At 61.1% G+C, this 16,897-nt stretch carries 16 protein-coding genes; 7 read left to right on the plus strand and 9 right to left on the minus strand.

All coding sequences use genetic code 11. From position 1 onward, the window contains the following. The 4 genes from cydB to ruvA all read right to left on the minus strand — a co-directional run bounded on the left by cydB (window position 1) and on the right by ruvA (window position 5,335). A complete protein-coding gene (cydB, locus tag ACT5M9_RS08100) occupies window positions 1-1,137 on the minus strand; it encodes a cytochrome d ubiquinol oxidase subunit II (RefSeq protein ID WP_438551326.1) in 1,137 nt (378 codons plus the stop codon). A gap of 12 nt (window positions 1,138-1,149) precedes the next feature. After that, window positions 1,150-2,706 (minus strand): cytochrome ubiquinol oxidase subunit I, encoded by a 1,557-nt coding sequence (gene cydA, locus ACT5M9_RS08105; protein WP_457982875.1) that lies wholly within the window; start codon window positions 2,704-2,706, stop codon window positions 1,150-1,152. Window positions 2,707-3,649: 943 nt separating this feature from the next. Continuing rightward, entirely contained in the window at window positions 3,650-4,660 is a 1,011-nt protein-coding gene (gene ruvB, locus ACT5M9_RS08110; RefSeq protein ID WP_349919537.1) for a Holliday junction branch migration DNA helicase RuvB, read from the minus strand. 60 nt (window positions 4,661-4,720) lie between these two features. Continuing rightward, window positions 4,721-5,335 (minus strand): Holliday junction branch migration protein RuvA, encoded by a 615-nt coding sequence (gene ruvA / locus ACT5M9_RS08115; RefSeq protein WP_438551329.1) that lies wholly within the window; start codon window positions 5,333-5,335, stop codon window positions 4,721-4,723. A gap of 355 nt (window positions 5,336-5,690) precedes the next feature. Between ruvA and ACT5M9_RS08120 the strand changes: the two genes are divergently transcribed. The 3 genes from ACT5M9_RS08120 (at window position 5,691) to ACT5M9_RS08130 (ending at window position 8,823) form a co-directional block, all read left to right on the plus strand. Next, window positions 5,691-6,068 carry a hypothetical protein gene (locus tag ACT5M9_RS08120; protein ID WP_438551330.1) on the plus strand — a complete coding sequence of 126 codons (378 nt, stop codon included), beginning with the start codon at window positions 5,691-5,693 and terminating at the stop codon, window positions 6,066-6,068. 208 nt (window positions 6,069-6,276) lie between these two features. After that, window positions 6,277-8,001, plus strand: coding sequence for a proline--tRNA ligase (locus ACT5M9_RS08125; protein ID WP_457982877.1), 1,725 nt, complete (start codon window positions 6,277-6,279; stop codon window positions 7,999-8,001). A gap of 192 nt (window positions 8,002-8,193) precedes the next feature. After that, on the plus strand, window positions 8,194-8,823 hold the full coding sequence (locus ACT5M9_RS08130) for a 3'-5' exonuclease (RefSeq protein ID WP_457982879.1): 630 nt from the start codon (window positions 8,194-8,196) through the stop codon (window positions 8,821-8,823). 145 nt (window positions 8,824-8,968) lie between these two features. Here ACT5M9_RS08130 and ACT5M9_RS08135 read toward each other — a convergent pair whose 3' ends face one another. The 3 genes from ACT5M9_RS08135 to ACT5M9_RS08145 form a co-directional block, all read right to left on the minus strand. Then, the gene (locus tag ACT5M9_RS08135) at window positions 8,969-9,649 is read right to left on the minus strand and encodes an SDR family oxidoreductase (protein ID WP_457982880.1); all 681 of its coding nucleotides are present in this window, start codon (window positions 9,647-9,649) and stop codon (window positions 8,969-8,971) included. A gap of 32 nt (window positions 9,650-9,681) precedes the next feature. Then, on the minus strand, window positions 9,682-10,311 hold the full coding sequence (locus tag ACT5M9_RS08140) for a TIGR04219 family outer membrane beta-barrel protein (RefSeq protein ID WP_438551380.1): 630 nt from the start codon (window positions 10,309-10,311) through the stop codon (window positions 9,682-9,684). A 104-nt stretch (window positions 10,312-10,415) separates the two neighbouring features. Then, on the minus strand, window positions 10,416-10,856 hold the full coding sequence (locus ACT5M9_RS08145) for a copper chaperone PCu(A)C (protein WP_457982882.1): 441 nt from the start codon (window positions 10,854-10,856) through the stop codon (window positions 10,416-10,418). Between the two features lie 89 nt (window positions 10,857-10,945). Here ACT5M9_RS08145 and ACT5M9_RS08150 point away from each other — a divergent pair, with 89 nt between their 5' ends. Next, entirely contained in the window at window positions 10,946-11,695 is a 750-nt protein-coding gene (locus tag ACT5M9_RS08150) for an enoyl-CoA hydratase (protein ID WP_457982884.1), read from the plus strand. A 3-nt stretch (window positions 11,696-11,698) separates the two neighbouring features. Here ACT5M9_RS08150 and ACT5M9_RS08155 read toward each other — a convergent pair whose 3' ends face one another. Further along, the gene (locus ACT5M9_RS08155; protein WP_438551336.1) at window positions 11,699-12,142 is read right to left on the minus strand and encodes a DUF2753 family protein; all 444 of its coding nucleotides are present in this window, start codon (window positions 12,140-12,142) and stop codon (window positions 11,699-11,701) included. Between the two features lie 119 nt (window positions 12,143-12,261). Further along, complete coding sequence (locus ACT5M9_RS08160; protein WP_438551337.1) at window positions 12,262-12,969, minus strand: ParB-like protein; 708 nt, start codon at window positions 12,967-12,969, stop codon at window positions 12,262-12,264. A gap of 173 nt (window positions 12,970-13,142) precedes the next feature. Here ACT5M9_RS08160 and ACT5M9_RS08165 point away from each other — a divergent pair, with 173 nt between their 5' ends. The 3 genes from ACT5M9_RS08165 to ACT5M9_RS08175 all read left to right on the plus strand — a co-directional run bounded on the left by ACT5M9_RS08165 (window position 13,143) and on the right by ACT5M9_RS08175 (window position 16,886). Further along, the gene (locus tag ACT5M9_RS08165) at window positions 13,143-14,747 is read left to right on the plus strand and encodes a peptide ABC transporter substrate-binding protein (RefSeq protein ID WP_457982886.1); all 1,605 of its coding nucleotides are present in this window, start codon (window positions 13,143-13,145) and stop codon (window positions 14,745-14,747) included. A gap of 116 nt (window positions 14,748-14,863) precedes the next feature. After that, on the plus strand, window positions 14,864-15,163 hold the full coding sequence (locus ACT5M9_RS08170) for a hypothetical protein (RefSeq protein ID WP_457982888.1): 300 nt from the start codon (window positions 14,864-14,866) through the stop codon (window positions 15,161-15,163). A gap of 163 nt (window positions 15,164-15,326) precedes the next feature. Beyond that, window positions 15,327-16,886 carry a methyl-accepting chemotaxis protein gene (locus ACT5M9_RS08175; RefSeq protein ID WP_457982890.1) on the plus strand — a complete coding sequence of 520 codons (1,560 nt, stop codon included), beginning with the start codon at window positions 15,327-15,329 and terminating at the stop codon, window positions 16,884-16,886. The last annotated feature ends 11 nt before the right edge of the window (window positions 16,887-16,897 follow it).

Below are 16,897 nucleotides of genomic sequence, written 5' to 3' on the forward strand. Positions count from 1 at the left end.
TTAATAGAGCGATTGTTGGTTGTCTTCGATGTGCTTGTTGCTCACCCGGCCAAACATCTTGATGTAGGTCCAGAGGGTATACGCCAGCACGGTCGGGACAAAGATGACAGCGACCACCGTCATCACCTTGAGGGTGTTGAAGGAGGCGGTGGCATCCCACATGGTCAGGCTCTGGGACGGCTCCAGGCTGGAGGGCATCAGGAACGGGAACATGGAGAAGCCCGCCGTCAGAATGATGCCCGCAATGGCCAGAGAGGAGCACAGGAACGCCAGCCAGCCCTTGCCGATCTTGGCCGCGGCCGCGGTCAGCAGGCACATCGCCAGACCCAGCGCGGGGGCCGCGATCATCCAGGGGTAGAGGCTGTAGTTGTTCATCCAGGCACCGGCTTGCACCACCACTTCCTTGTGAAGCGGGTTGGTGACGGCGTCGGTGGCCATGCTGCCCACCACCACGTAACCGTCCATGCCGCTCACCCAGACGCCGGCCAGGGCGAACAGCACCAGGGTCAGCAGGGAGAAGATCATGGCGGCGGTGCGGGAACGGGCCAGCACCTCACCCTCGGTCTTCATCATCAGCCAGGTCGCGCCCTGGGTGACGATCATGAAGAGGCTCACCAGGCCGGCCAGCAGGCCGAACGGGTTGAGCAGACCGAAGAAGTTACCGTGATAGGTCAGCATCAGGAACTGGTTGAAGCTGAACGGTACACCCTGCAGCAAGTTGCCGAAGGCGACCCCGAAGATGACAGGCGGCACGGCGCTACCGACGAAGAGCCCCCAGTCCCAGTTGTTGCGCCACTTGGCATCTTCCCGCAGGGAGCGGTACTTGAAGCCGACCGGGCGCAGGAAGAGGGCCATCAGGGTCAGGATCATGGCGATGTAGAAGCCGGAGAAGGCTGCCGCATAGACCATGGGCCAGGCCGCGAACAGGGCACCACCCGCGGTCACCAACCAGACCTGGTTGCCTTCCCAGTGCGGGCCCATGGTGTTGAGCATCACCCGACGCTCGACATCCTTCTTGCCGACGAAGGGAAGCAGGGCACCCACCCCCATATCGAAACCGTCGGTGACGGCGAAGCCGATCAGCAGCACGCCGACCAGAACCCACCAGACCAGACGCAATAATTCGTAATCAAACATGGGATCCTCTCCTTAAGCCTTGCTCTGTTCGAAGTGGTACTTGCCCGTTTTCAGACTGCTCGGGCCCAGACGCGCGTACTTGAACATCAGGTACATCTCGATGATGAGCAGCACTGTGTAGAACAGGCAGATCCCGATGAGGGAGAACCAGATCTCGGAGGCCGGGAGGTTGGATGCGGAGACGGAGGTCGGCAGCATCTCGGCGATGGTCCAGGGCTGGCGACCATATTCCGCGACGAACCAGCCACACTCGATGGCGATCCAGGGCAGCGGGATCCCGTACAGCAGCGCCTTGAGCAGCCACTTGCGCTCGCCGATCTTGTGGCGGGTGCTGTCGTAGAAGGCGATGCCGATCAGCAGCAACATGACGATGCCGCAGGCAACCATGATGCGGAACGCGAAGAACAGCGGTGCCACCTGCGGGATGGAGTCATCCACGGCGGACTTGATCTGGGCGTCGGTCGCATCGGTCACGTTCGGGGTGTAGCGCTTGAGCAGCAGACCGTAGCCCAGATCCTGCTTCACCTCGTCGAAACGGGCGCGGGTATCGTCGGACTTGTCACCGGATTGCAGCTTGGTCAGCAGGTCATAGGCGACCATGCCGTTGCGCACACGCAGCTCGTGCTCGCTCTTCAGATCCTTCAGACCGGTCACCTGACCGTCCAGGGAACGGGTGGCGATGATGCCAAGCGCATACGGGATCTTGATGGCGTAGTCGGTGCGCATCTCTTCCTGGTTCGGGATGCCGAACAGGGTGAAAGAGGCGGGCGCCGGCTCGGTGTTCCACTCGGCTTCGATGGCAGCCAGTTTCACCTTCTGCACTTCACCTGTCTCGTAGCCGGACTCATCACCCAGGATCAGCACGGAAACGATGGAGGCCATGCCGAAGGCGGCCGCGATGGCGAAGGAGCGGCGGGCGAAGGCCACGTCACGATTCTTCAGCAGGTAGTAGGAGGAGATACCCAGCACGAACATGGCGCCCGTGGTGTAGCCCGCCGCCACAGTGTGGACGAACTTGACCTGGGCAACCGGGTTGAACACCAGCTCGGCGAAGCTCACCATCTCCATGCGCATGGATTCGAAGTTGAACTCGGCACCGACCGGGTTCTGCATCCAGCCGTTGGCGACCAGGATCCAGAGGGCGGAGAGGTTGGTACCCAGCGCCATCAGCCAGGTGGCTGCCAGGTGCTGGCGTTTGCTGAGACGATCCCAACCGAAGAAGAACATACCGACGAAGGTGGACTCCAGGAAGAAGGCCATCAGCCCTTCGATGGCCAGCGGGGCCCCGAAGATATCGCCGACATAGTGGGAGTAGTAGGCCCAGTTGGTCCCGAACTGGAACTCCATGGTCAGCCCTGTGGTCACCCCGAGGGCAAAGTTGATCCCGAACAACTTGCCCCAGAACTTGGTCATGTCCCGGTAGACAGTGTTGTTGGTCATCACATAGACAGACTCCATGATCGCCAGGATGAAGGCCATCCCCAGCGTCAAGGGTACAAACAGGAAGTGATAAAGGGCCGTCGCAGCAAATTGGAACCGCGATAGGTCTACCACATGCTCAGCAATCATGATGTTTCCTCACCGATTATTGGCACGGCTATTTTAAGTTTTAAGGACAAAGCTTCCATTGGAAGGCCCCGAATGATCGGCCATACCAAGATCGATGACCGGATTCGACTGCAACCACATTAACAACAAGGCAATATACAAGAACAAAAAAAGCTAATGTTTAACATCTGGTAAACATTAACTGCAATTCTATTCCCGCCTATAATGACCGCTGTTTTATATCACCTTTATTTGATTGAAATCAATGTAAAACCATCACCAATACATGCCTTTTCAGGGCAACTTATCGGGATGAAAGCCTTAATTATGGGAGCCACATCACAAAACAACGCAACACATAAATGTTTGATTTAAATCAATTTTAATACATAACGAAATAGTTTCAATTCTGTTAAACAAATAATGCTTCGCCATCCTTCAACCCTGTATTTCCTAAACTGAAGCCCAGTCCTTGATTGCAATTTAAAACCAGTAAAAACACATGTTTATGCTTATTTCACACCGCCACATAAAGATTACTTAATCTAATCCGATGGTGGCAAATTTTCTTGTTTGTCCGGTCCGTCGAGTGCTCCTACAATGCGCCTCGCAGTGAGGGCACACCTCTGGATACAGGCTGGTCATACTGGGTTCCCGGTACGTATTCGATGAACATTTCGAACCTGTTTGTTGGGATTAATGATGAAAAAGTTTGTTGCCAAGACCATTCGTTACTACAAGCTTTCGTTCGTTCAGCTCTATCAAATGAACCGACTCTGAGGCCTCGCGACGGCTCTCTTCGTGTTTTCCTGACCGCTCTCCAGACGCACTCACTGTCTGTGAACATCCATCCTGAATTGTCTTTGCCCACCGCATCCGCCGTGGGCTTTTTTTTGGCCCGGGAATTTTGTCAGAATAGTAAAAAACCGCCCCTGGAGGCGGTTTTTCATTCAATCAGATATTTCTATGCTTCCGGCGGTCGCTGCAGGCCGAAGTGGGCATAGGCCCTCGCGGTCGCCAGCCGCCCCCTGGGGGTACGCTGCAGATAGCCCTGCTGGATGAGGTAGGGCTCCAGCACATCTTCGATGGTGTCCTTCTCTTCCCCAATGGCCGCGGCCAGGTTGTCGAGGCCAACCGGCCCCCCCATAAACTTGTCGATGACGGCCAACAATAGCTTGCGGTCCATGAAGTCGAAGCCTTCGTTATCCACGTCCAGCATGTCCATGGCGCGGGCTGCAATGGGTCCATCAATCCGCCCATCGGATTTCACCTGGGCGAAATCCCGCACCCGTCTTAACAAACGGTTAGCAATACGTGGCGTACCGCGGGAGCGGCGAGCCACCTCCAGCGCACCGTCATCCGACATCTCGAGCCCGAGGCAGCGGGCGCTGCGGGCGACTATGTCGGTGAGATCCTTGACGTTGTAGAACTCCAGCCGCTGGACGATGCCGAAGCGGTCCCGTAGCGGGCTGGTCAGCGACCCGGCCCGGGTGGTGGCGCCGATCAGGGTGAAGGGGGGGAGATCGAGCTTGATGGAGCGGGCGGCTGGCCCCTCCCCTATCATGATGTCGAGCTGGTAATCCTCCATGGCCGGATAGAGCACCTCCTCCACCACGGGGCTGAGGCGGTGGATCTCGTCGATGAAGAGCACATCGTGGGGTTCGAGGTTGGTGAGCAGGGCCGCCAGATCCCCGGCCTTCTCCAGCACAGGGCCCGAGGTGGTCTTGATGTTGACCTCCATCTCATTGGCCACGATGTTCGCGAGTGTGGTCTTGCCGAGACCGGGCGGGCCGAAGATCAGCAGGTGATCCAGGGCCTCCCCACGCTGGCGGGCGGCTTCGATGAAGATCTCCATCTGGCCGCAGACGTGATCCTGGCCGGTGTAATCCGCCAGCTTCTTGGGGCGGATGGCCCGGTCGATGACCGCATCCTCGCGGGATTCTCCCGCCGATATCAGACGATCCGCTTCAATCATGTACTACCTCACTTGGCTGCACCGCCATGGCCAAAGGCTTTGCGTTATACATCGTCATCCTTACACCAGACTACGCAAGGATTCACGGATGATGGCCTCGACCGACATGCCCTCTTTCGCCACCTTGGCAACGATCTGGCTGGCCTGCTGGGGCTTGTAGCCGAGTGCCACCAGGGCGCTGGCCGCCTCCTCGCTGGAATCCGGCGCGCGCAGCCCGCTCTCTTTCTCGGGCAGACTGATGGCGGCGGGGGAGAAGAGATCGTGGCTGACCCAGCCCTTGAGGCGGTCTTTCATCTCCACCACCAGGCGCTCGGCGGTCTTCTTGCCCACACCGGGCAGTTTCACCAGGGAGCTGATCTCCTCGCGCTCGACACTCATCACGAACTGGGTGGCGGTCATGCCGGAGAGGATGGCCAGCGCCAGCTTGGGGCCGACCCCGTTGGTCTTGATCAGCTCGCGAAACAGCGCCCGCTCCTGCTTGTGGTTGAAGCCATAGAGCAGCTGGGCGTCTTCGCGCACAACGAAGTGGGTGTGAATGACCGCTTCCTTGCCAAGATCCGGCAGATCGTAGAAGCAGCTCATGGGCATGTGGACCTCGTAGCCCACACCGCCGACCTCCAGCAACACCTCAGGGGGTTGTTTCTCGATGATGACGCCTCTCAAGCGACCGATCATGTTCTCTTCCTCGCCACGCAGACTCTGTATGAATTGGGCCATAGCATAAAGAATAACTGGATAAGTATCCAGCATAGGGAGGTGGTCACCCCGCACGATGCCCCCTCTCCTCCGAGGTTGTCAGCCGGCCGACAAAAGGGGCTCTTTTGAGTTTCTTACCCGATACATCAAACACATCTCTGCAGGGCGACATTTTTAATCTGTTTGAATTCAGCGTGATAAAGAAAAAACCCGCTGACGGGACTGGCGATATCTTGCTGGCTGGCTAGTCTCAATCAGCCAAAGAGATCCATATGGAATCTAAATTTGGTTTCCCTCACCTCTATCACGCGCCTGAGCGCGTAAGGACAGCAAGATGGCTAAAGGACGGATCAGCTTTTGGGAAGGCAATGGCGCCACTCAGGATCAGGTCGGCAACACCCTGAGCGGCGGAGTCAGCTACAACATCGACTGCAAGAGTGGCGATCAGGGCTTCAGCAATGATGAGGCCCGCTCCCTGAAGCTGGAGGGCATCCCCGGCATCACCCTCATCAAGGTCTACGACAGCCCCTCGGCCAGTACCGACGATGACTGGGCCCAGATCCTGATCAAGGGACCCATTACCGACACAGTCGTGGTCGGCAGCTTCAACAGCAGCGCCAACCTGGACGGCGGCAACGTGGTCGTCACCAGCCATTATCACAACGGCCTGGATGGCAAGGTGTCCAAGATCCTGATCGACTACCTGGGTTGATCCCTGAGGAGGGGGTCGCCCAGCCGCCCCCTCTTCGTTCCTCTCTTTCACCTCTCTCACCCGCATCCGCCCGGCCTCTCCCCCGCCGACCAGGCTCCCCACCCCCAACACCTAATTTAGCCCTTGGGCCGCGCGCCTCGGCCTGTTAAAATTCCGCACTTGCAATTTTCCAGGGCCAAGTCGCCCGAACTAGCTAAGGTCTACCGCGATGCGTACCAGCCAATACCTGCTCTCCACTCTCAAGGAAACCCCCTCCGATGCGGAAGTCGTCAGCCATCAGCTGATGCTTCGCGCCGGCATGATCCGCAAACTGGCCTCCGGCATGTATGCCTGGTTGCCGTCCGGCCTGCGGGTCCTGAAGAAGATCGAGAACATAGTTCGCGAAGAGATGAACAGAGCTGGTGCCATCGAAGTCTCCATGCCGGTGGTACAACCGGCCGAGCTGTGGCAGGAGTCCGGCCGCTGGGACGACTACGGCCCCGAGCTGTGCCGTCTGACCGACCGCCACAACCGTCCCTTCGTGCTGGGCCCGACCCACGAAGAGGTGATCACCGCCCTGATCCGTTACGAGGTGAACAGCTACAAGCAGCTGCCCCTGAACCTCTACCAGATCCAGACCAAGTTCCGCGACGAAGTCCGCCCCCGCTTCGGCGTGATGCGCGGCCGCGAGTTCCTGATGAAGGATGCCTACTCCTTCCACATCAACAAGGAATCTCTGGTCGAGACCTACGAGAAGATGCACGCCGCCTACTGCGCCGCCTTCACCCGCATGGGCCTGAACTTCCGTCCGGTGCAGGCCGATACCGGCTCCATCGGGGGTACCGGCTCCCACGAGTTCCAGGTGCTGGCCGAGAGCGGTGAAGATCTGATCGCCTTCTCCGACACCTCAGACTACGCCGCCAACATCGAGATGGCCGAGGCGCTGGCGCCGGCCGGTGAGCGCGCTGCCGCCACAGCCGCCCTGACCAAGGTCGCCACCCCGGGTGTCCACACCATCGACGAGGTCGCCGCCTTCCTCTCCGTGGCTCCGACCACCATCGCCAAGACCCTGCTGGTGCTGGGCGAGGCGGACGAGCACGGCAAGCAGGCGGTCATCGCCCTGGTACTGCGTGGCGATCACGAACTGAACGAGATCAAAGCCGAGAAGCTGGCTGGCGTCGCCAACCCGCTGACCTTCGCCAACGACGAGCAGATCAAAGCCGCCGCCGGCTGTGACGCCGGCTCCATCGGCCCGGTCGGCTTCACCGGTCGCATCATCGCCGATCGCAGCGCCGCTCACCTGGCTGACTTCGTCTGTGGCGCCAACGAGACCGGCTTCCACCTGACCGGCGCGAACTGGGATCGGGACATCGCTTCTTACGAAGTGGCCGATCTGCGCAACGTGGTGGAAGGCGACCCCAGCCCCTGCGGCCAGGGCAAGCTGCTGCTCAAGCGCGGCATCGAAGTGGGCCACATCTTCCAGCTCGGCACCAAGTACTCCGAAGCCATGAAGGCGAACGTGCTGAACGAGGGCGGCAAGTCCGTCACCATGGAGATGGGTTGCTACGGCATAGGTGTTTCCCGCCTGGTGGCCGCCGCCATCGAGCAGAACAACGACCAGTACGGCATCATCTGGCCGGAAGCCATCGCCCCGTTCGAAGTGGCCATCGTGCCGATGAACATGCACAAGTCCGAGCGCGTCGCCGAGCAGGCCGAGCAGTTCTACGCCGAGCTCAAAGCCGCCGGTGTGGACGTGCTGTTCGATGACCGCAAGGAGCGCCCGGGCGTGATGTTCGCCGACATGGAGCTGCTGGGGGTTCCCCACGCCATCGTTATCGGCGACCGCGGTCTGGACAACGGCGTGGTGGAGTACAAGTGCCGCCGCACCGGCGAGAAGCAGGAAGTGCCCATTGGCGACATCATCGCACAGCTCAAGGGCAAGCTGGGTCGCTGATAGCGCCCATTAACTCAGCCTTTCGCTGTTCGTAAGGAAGCCCCGAGTGTCACGGTACTCGGGGCTTTTTATATGCACCTCTCTCCTCCATGACTCACAGTCATGCGGCTCTGATGTTGAGAGACATCGCGCTGTACACGGTACGGCTGATTTCCTAGACTGGCGCTCTTTACCCAGCTTGCCCGAGAAATTATGTCCATCGCCTCAGCCAATACCGTTGTCGTACTCGACTTCGAGACCACAGGGCTCTCACCCGGACAAGGGGATAGAGCCATCGAGATCGGCGCCGTCAGGATCAAGGATGGCCAGATCAGCGAGCGTTTCTCGGCGCTGATGAATCCAGGCTTCAACGTCAGCAGCTTCATCGAGCAATACACCGGGATCAGCAACGCCATGCTGAAACAGGCTCCCCCCTGCAACGAGGTGATGGCGGATTTCGTCGACTTTATCGGTGATGACAATCTGGTCGCCCACAACGCCTCCTTCGACAAGCGCTTTCTGGACGCGGAAGTAGAGCGGCTGCCGGCGCGATACCGCGGGCAGTTCGCCTGCTCCCTGCTGCTGTCGAGGCGTCTGTTTCCCGATGCCCCGGATCACAAGCTGGGCACCCTGGTGCAATACAAGCGCCTGCCCAATGACGGGGTGTTTCACCGCGCCCTGGCGGATGCCGAGGTGACGGCCCACCTCTGGCTCGCCTTGTTGGAAGAGTTGGCGTGTCGGCATGGCATTATCGACCCGGATTTTGAATGGCTGCTGACCCTGGGCAAGAAGCCAAAACAGGTGATCCCATCCTTCCTGCGGGAATATGTGACGCGGAAATAATATGTGCCGACATGCATCGTCATGGCCCGGCGTAAAGACAAGCAAACCAGATAGTATTTACCACTGCATATGAATGAAAAAAGCGCGCCAATAGGCGCGCTTTTTGTTTTCCGGGCAGCGATCACTGCTACAAGAGTGATAAGGCTCAGTCGTTGCGTCCGATGAAGAGGTCCGTCACGTGGCAACTGCTGCGCGCCTCCAGGGCATCCAGCATGTAGGCGGCGGCATCCTCCGGCGTCATGAAGCGGCTCGGGTCCACGTGATCCGAGTTATCCCAGAATTCGCTGCGGATCCCGCTCGGATAGAGGTTCACCAGCCTCAGGGGGGAGCCCTTGAGCTCGGCTCGCAGGGACTCCAGAAAGCCTCGCATCCCCCACTTGGAGGCGCAATAGAGGCTCTCGTTGGCCTTGCCGGCCTGGGCCGCGGAGGAGAGCACATTGGCCAGCACGCCCCCCTTCTCGCCGATGAGACGCACCGTCTGCTGGGCCACCAGGATGGTGGAGACCAGGTTGCTCTCCACCACCCGGCGCACCTGCTCGGCGGTATAGACCCCGACCGGGCCGAACTCCCCCACCCCGGCGCAGTGGATCACCAGATCCGGCAGACCGCCCCAGGCCACGGCGGCCGAGAAGGCCATCTCCACCTCCTCGTGGTGAGCGAGATCGGCGGCGATGCCGACCACGGCCTTGCCGAGCAGCTGTTCCTGCTCCTGCAGCTTGTGGTAACGGCGCCCCATCATGGCAACACTGTGGCCGCGCGCTACCAGTCCGATTGTCAGCGCGCGTCCGAGGCCGGAGCCTGCGCCTGTCACTATGATGTGGCCCATCATCCCTCCCGGATCAGATCTGAATACTCAGATCAGAAAGTGAATTCACCGCCGATGAACCAGCCATCGACCTTCTGATCGACCTTGTCGAAGTCCATGTCCACTTCACGCCAGCCGGCACGCAGCTTGAGCGGCACGGAGGCAAACTTGTAGGAGCCGCCCAGACGGTAGTCATAGTTGTCCGCATCCTGCACACGCAGATCGCCGAAGGCCGCGAAGCCGGTACCCGGAATGCGGATCTCGCCACCGGTGTAGGCCATCAGCACATCCTTGTCATAGGAGTAGTGCTGGGTGTTGAAGTCACCGTCGTAACGGCGGCCGGTCAGACCCAGATCGAGCTGGAACAGGTCGTTGTTCATCAGGCGATAGTAGAGGGTCAGGTCGTAGGCCAGCAGATCGTTGTTGAAGGAACCGCCGCTGCTGCTGAGATCGGACATTTCGAACTTGGCGTTGGGCAGCAGGAAGATGCCGTGCTCCAGTTGCAGGTAGCCGTTCCAGTTGTAGTTGTCGTCATAGCTGCCATCGGCTCCGTCACCGTTGATCTGGCCGCTGCCCTGGGCGTTCCACAGGTCGGCACCCGCCGCGAAGCGCCAGTCGTCGGCGGCCATGGCGGCGTGGCTGAACAGGGCAAGCAGGCTGCCGGCAATCAAGGTCTTCTTCATCATATAACTCCCTTATGGACTGGAAAGGCCATCATTTTACCCAGAGCGCAAGGAATACCTAGAGTAAAAAGCTGAACCAGCGTCCATTAATGTCCGGGCCGATGTCAGTGCTGCATGCCTTTCATCGGCTCGACCGGCTTCACCGGCAGGCTCAGGCTGAGGGTCTGGCCATCGTCCAGAGTCAGGGTCAGGGGGAAGGGGGTGCCCTGGGCGAGTTCCCTCACCTCAAATAGCATGACGTGGAAGCTGCCGGGCTTGAGGGCCACCTCCCCCTTCGCGGGGATCTGGATGCCATCCACCTGGCGCATCTTCATCACCCCGTTCTCGTGCAGATGGGTGTGCAGCTCGGCTCGCGCGGCCTCGGGGGAGGATACGGCGGTCAGGGTCACCGGCTTGTCGCCGTCGTTCTTGAGCACCATGAAGGCCGCCGTGTTGGGGGAGCCAGGGGGCAACAGGCGCACATAGCCATCGACGGCCTCCACCTTGGCCAGGGCGGGAGTCGCCAAAAGCAGGGTCAGCATGGAGTAAAACGCACGTTTAAACATGGTTTGAATCCTTTTATGATGTTGTTAAACGATGGAAAGCTTACCCCCCTGGCTGGCTTTTGGCAGCTTCAAATGACAAGGATTCAGACATGGCCCCCACTATTCTGGTCGAGCAGCAGGATGGCTTGCTCACCCTGACCCTCAACCGGCCAGACAAACGCAACGCCCTCAACACCCAGATGTATCAGGCCCTCACCGCCGCATTGCAACAGGCGAGCCAGGATGAGAGCGTGCACGTGGTGCTGTTGCAGGGCCAGGCGGAGTGCTTCACCGCCGGCAACGATCTGGCCGACTTTATGGGCAAGGAGAGCCTGGATCCCGACGATCCCATCCTGCTGTTCCTCCACGCCTTCGCCGATTTTCCCAAGCCCGTCATCGCCGCCGTCGCAGGCCCGGCGGTGGGCATAGGCACCACGCTGCTGCTGCACTGCGATCTGGTCTATCTGGGGGACAACGCTCGGCTGCAGCTGCCCTTCGTCGAGCTGGGGCTGGTGCCGGAGTTTGCCTCCAGCCTCCTGCTGCCGAGGGCGGTGGGTCACCTGAAGGCATCCGAGTTGTTGCTGCTGGCGGAGGCGATGGATGCGAGCGAGGCGCTGCGCCTCGGCCTCGCCAACCAGGTGGTGGCGGTGGGCGAGCTGCTCGGATTTGCGCGGGAACAGGGATTGAGACTCGCTGCCAAGCCGCCGAGGGCGCTGCAAAAGAGCAAGGCCCTGCTCAAGCAGGAGCTCAGGCAGGCGGTGCATTTCGTCATCGACATGGAGGCCCGCGCCTTCTCCCAGGCCTTGCAGGGGGAAGAGGCGCAAGATCGTATCGCCCACAAGCTGGGGCGGCGGGGCTAGCCCCTAGTTCAGGCGGAAACGGCCGATCAGCTCGCAGCCCTGCACCTTGTCCTGCACCTGGATAAGCCGGGCTATCTCGGGATTGGGGTGGCGTTTCAGGAAGGAGAGCAAGGCGGCGCGGCAGCAGCCCAGCTCGCTGATGAGGGATTCACACTCCCGGTTCGGACATTGTGGCACCAGGGCAGTGACCAGTTCGGAGGCGAGCTTGAGGTAGCGCAGCTCATAGGCCGGCTCCTCCATGGCGCGCCAGAAGTCGGCGAGGCGGTGACAGGTGGCGACCCGCATGCTGGCGAGTTCGTCCAGCTCGTCCAGGTTCAGCTCATCCGCCCCCAGCTCATACACCTCTCCCAGCGCCTGCTGGTAGAGGCAGATGGCCGTGCCGAGCGCCCCCATGTCGAGGGCGTTTTCCGCCTCCAGCATGTAGCGTTGCCAGTTGTGATTCGTCATCTCCCTCTCCCCTGCCGACATGAGTGGAAGCTGTATCATGGCTAATTGAGAATAAATATCAACCAGACCTTTTGTGTAGGATCCACCCGTTTTCCCCATCGAAGGGGCCGGAGCCTGATTCAGCTCGCACTCTTCGATTGATTGACGCGACACTGCTTGCCGGGGTAGCCGGGCAGATCCCTGGCCTTGCTGCTGCAGGCGAGGCGTTTGGCCTGACTGAGACGATCCGCCAGGTTGGCTCCGTCGACCGGCAGCCAATCCATCTGCTGGCCGAGCCAGCTGGCCCAGGCGAACTCGACGAAGTAGACCTGACCCTTCTTGCTGAAGTAGCCCGCATCCTGCAACTGGCCCGCCAGAGTGCGATAGGGGTAATCCGGCAGCTCGCCGATCTGCTTGGGCAGCTGCTGGGGGGTCAGGGGCTGGCCCTTCTCATCTTTGAGCCAGGCCCAGTGATTGTTCTGCATCTGGCTCCAGAAATTGGTCTTGTCCTGCAGCCGGGCTATCACTTTGACCCTGGCCTGCTTCACCCCCTGCTGCCACAGCGCCTTGGTCAGATGATGCCTGTCCACCAGCCAGTAGCCGCCGTCCGGTGCTATGACCACGGGGATCTCTTTCTTCTTCATCAGCTTGTCGAGTTGCTCGGCGCTCTTGTCCGCCAGCTCCCGCGCCGTGGCATCGACCTGTAGCTGACCCACCCCACCCTGGGTCGGGTGCAGATCCGTGATGCTCACCTCGCACCAGCTCCCCACCGCGCTGGTGCGCTCGCAGGGGGCCAGCGCCCAGGCACTCTGACTCAGGACACAGGCCAACAACATCCATATTCTCATCGCTCACTCCTCTTCCGGCGAAAGGCTCGGGCTAAACAAGGTAGCACGGTCCGGCAATCCAGGGGACTCATGCTGGCGGTCTGACCAGCAAAGGGGATATCATGATTCCCCATCTGCCGGCGAATTTTTCTCGCCGAGTTTCTCCCCGCTTCACACTATTTGAAGGATTCGCCATGAAAGGATGGAGCCCCCTGCTGGCCCTGCTGGGCTGTGCCTGTGTCCAGGCCGCCGATGTGCCGGCCGGCACCCAACTCGCCGCAGACCAGTCGGTCGTGCGCCACCTGAAAGACGAGCCCACCAGCCTGAGCCCCCTCAAGCTGGTCGGCCTGCCGGAGTTGCAGGTGCTGCGGGATCTCTACGAGGGGCTGCTGACCCAGGGACCGGATGGCAAGGTGCTGCCCGGGGTGGCATCGCGCTGGGACAACGAGGGTAATCAGAAGTTTACGTTCCATCTGCGGCCGGATGCCCGCTGGTCAAACGGGGATCCCGTGCGCGCCGCCGACTTCGTCTACGGCTGGCGCAAGCTGGTGGATCCCAAGGAGGCCGCCACCTTCGCCTGGTTCGCCCAGCTCGCCCACTTCAATAACGTGGATGAGATAGTGGCGGGCAAGGCCGCACCGAGCGAGCTCGGGGTCGAGGCACTGGACGATCACACCCTGCAGGTGAACCTCTCCCAGCCGGTCCCCTACTTCCTGAGCCTGCTGACCCACCCCAGCCTGTCGCCGCTGCACAAAGCCAGCATGGAGCAATACGGCAACCAGTGGACCCAGCCGGGCAAGCTGGTGGGCAACGGCGCCTTCGTGCTGAGCCACCGCGTGGTGAACGAGCGGCTGGAGCTGACCCCGAACCCCCATTACTGGGACAAGGCCCACACCGTGCTGACCAAGGTCACCTTCGTGCCCATCAACCAGGAGAGCGCCGCCACCAACCGCTACCTGGCGGGGGATCTGCACATCACGGAATCCTTCCCCAAGGAGCAATACCAGAAGCTGATGAAGCAGATCCCGGGGGAGGTCTATACCCCCGAGCAGCTCGGCACCTATTACTACGCCTTCAACACCCAACGCCCCCCGCTGGACGATGTGCGGGTGCGCAAGGCGCTCTCCTACACCATAGACCGCGGCCTCATCGCCGATCGGGTGCTGGGTACCGGGGAAAAGCCCGCCTATCACTTCACCCCGGACGTGACCGCCGACTTCGATCCCAAGCCGAACCTGCTCTCCACCAGCAGCCAGCAAGCGCTGGACGAGCGGGCCAAGGCCCTGCTGAAAGAGGCCGGTTATGGCCCGGACAAGCCCCTCAAGCTGACCCTGCTCTACAACACCGCCGAGATCCACAAGAAGATGGCGCTGGCCATCGCCAACCTGTGGAAGCAGAAACTCGGCGCCCGGGTCGAGCTCACCAATCAGGAGTGGAAAACCTACCTCGACAGTCGCCAGAGCGGCCAGTTCGAGGTGATCCGCTCCTCCTGGGTCGCGGATTACAACGATCCGTCCGCCTTCCTCGGCCTCTGGGGCAGCCAGCACAGCGGCAACATGGCCCGCTTCGCCAACCCGGGCTACGATGCCCTGCTGGCCAGGGCGGCCAGGAGTCTGGATGAGCGCGAGCGCGCCAAACTGTTCGACGAGGCCGAGGCCATACTGCAGGAGGAGGCGCCCATCGCCCCCATCTACCAGTACACCAATGCCCGCCTGATCAAGCCCTGGCTCAAGGGTTATCCCATCAACAACCCGGAAGACGTGGCCTACAGCCGCCAGCTCTATCTCATCAAGCACTGAGCATCCCAACAGCGGGGCCAGCCCGGCCGGCCCCGCTTTTGTCACTGTTGCGAATCAAGTTCCCGGCTTAGAATGCCGCCTCTCTGATCTCATCCATGCCATTAGACAAGTCCCCCATGCGCCCTCTGTTTCTGCTCGCCCTGTTTTGTACCCTGCCCGCCCAGGCGGCCACCGAGGCCGAATGCCAACAGGCCTTCACCGACTGGATGCTGAGCCAGCAGCAGGCGTTCAGCGATCGCAAGGCCAGCAAGATGGTGCGGCGCAACGCCGAGCGGGCCATCGATCAGGTGCGCGATGAGTACGCGAAGCAGGAGAGCTTCTGCCAGGCCATGGCCTGGGTCGAGGCGGACAAAAAGAAGGATCCCAGCTTCAAGCCGAGAAGCGGGGAGATCCACGACTTCAGAACCGGCCGATGAGCCCCCCGAATACACCTTTCAGCTGTTCTTTTTCGTCGTCATAGTGTCGATTTATTGACCCAAGCCAAGATAGCCCCCTGGGCCGTCCCTACAATGAAGCCTGCACAACGAACAACAATAAAAACAAATTTATCAGTTACTTGGCTCAAATCAGGACGCGCACATGACCACAACCCAACGGGAAGGGGAGATCCGCTTTCCCGACCAGATATCCTTGATCTCCACCACGGACCCCGCCAGCCACATCACCTATGCCAACCAGCACTTCTGTGATGTGGCGGGTTACAGTGCCAGCGAGATGGAAGGGGTGCCCCACAACCTGGTGCGCCACCCGGACATGCCCAAGGCTGCCTTCGCCGACATGTGGCGCAGGTTGCAGCAGGGCAAGAGCTGGATGGGGCTGGTAAAGAACCGCGCCAAGAGCGGCCAGTTCTACTGGGTCAACGCCTATGTCACCCCCATACTCGACGAGCAGCGGCAGATCATCGAATACCAGTCGGTACGCACCCGCCCCAATGAAGAGGACATCGACTGGGCTGAGCGGCTCTACGCCCGCATCCGGGCGGGCAAGGCGCTGCCCTGGCCCAGCCGCCTCAATGTGGAACCCGGCCCCCTCACCCTCTGCCTGTCGGGCATCACCCTGCTGGCACTGTGCCTCGCCCTGGTCACGGCACAACCCGCCTGGGGCTGGGTAGCCCTGCCCTGTCTGCTCGGCCAGATGACCCTTGGCTGGCGCTGGCAGCAGCGGATGAAGCGGCTCATGGCCAGCGCCGGAGAAGAGCTCGGCACCCCGCTCTGCCAGCTGATCTACAGCCGGCGGCGGGACAGCCTGGGGGCCATAGAGCTGCTGCTGCGCATGAAGAAAGCGGAGCTCAGGGCCGTGGTGGGGCGCAGTGTCGACACCAACCAGCAGATCCTGCAGGCCGCCGAGGATGACAGGGGCCATATCCAGACCATAGACACCCACCTGCAGCAGCAGCGGGCCCAGAGCGAGCAGCTGGCCGCCGCCATCACCCAGATGAGCCAGTCGATCCGCGACGTGGCCGACAACGCCCATCAGGCCAATACCCTGGTGAGCGAGGTGCAGCAGGTCTCCGCCAGCGGTCAGCAGGCCATCGCCACCACCCGCTCATCGGTCAACCGGTTGCATCAGGAATTGGATGCCAGTCAGGGCGTGCTGGCCCGCCTGACCCGGGACAGTCAGAAGATCAGCGGGATCCTGGAGGTGATAGGCCAGATCGCGGATCAGACCAACCTGCTCTCCCTCAACGCCGCCATCGAGGCGGCCCGGGCCGGCGAACAGGGCCGTGGCTTCGCCGTGGTGGCCGACGAGATCCGGGCCCTGGCCCAGAAGACCCGCAGCTCCACCGGCGAGATCAGCGACATGATAGGGGCGCTGCAGCAGAGCACCCAGCAACTCTCCGACGGTATGAGCCAGGGGGCCCAGACCTCGGCCCTGTGCCAGCAACAGATGGGGGCCACCGCCGAGGTGCTCGACCGGATCAACCAAATGCTGGCCCGGGTCACCCACACCAGCGACGAGATCGCCCAGGCGGTCAGGCAGCAGGCGGATGTCACCAGCACCCTGGATCAGGGGATCCACCAGATCCACCAGCTGGCCAGCCACACCGCCGACAGCAGCCGGCAGGCGCTGGATGGCATCACCCTCCTGGTGGAGCGGCTGCACAACCTCTCTCGCCTGATCAACCAGTTCCACGACTAGCCCTGCCCGGG

The sequence above is a fragment of the Aeromonas sp. AE23HZ002T15 genome (assembly GCF_054165525.2).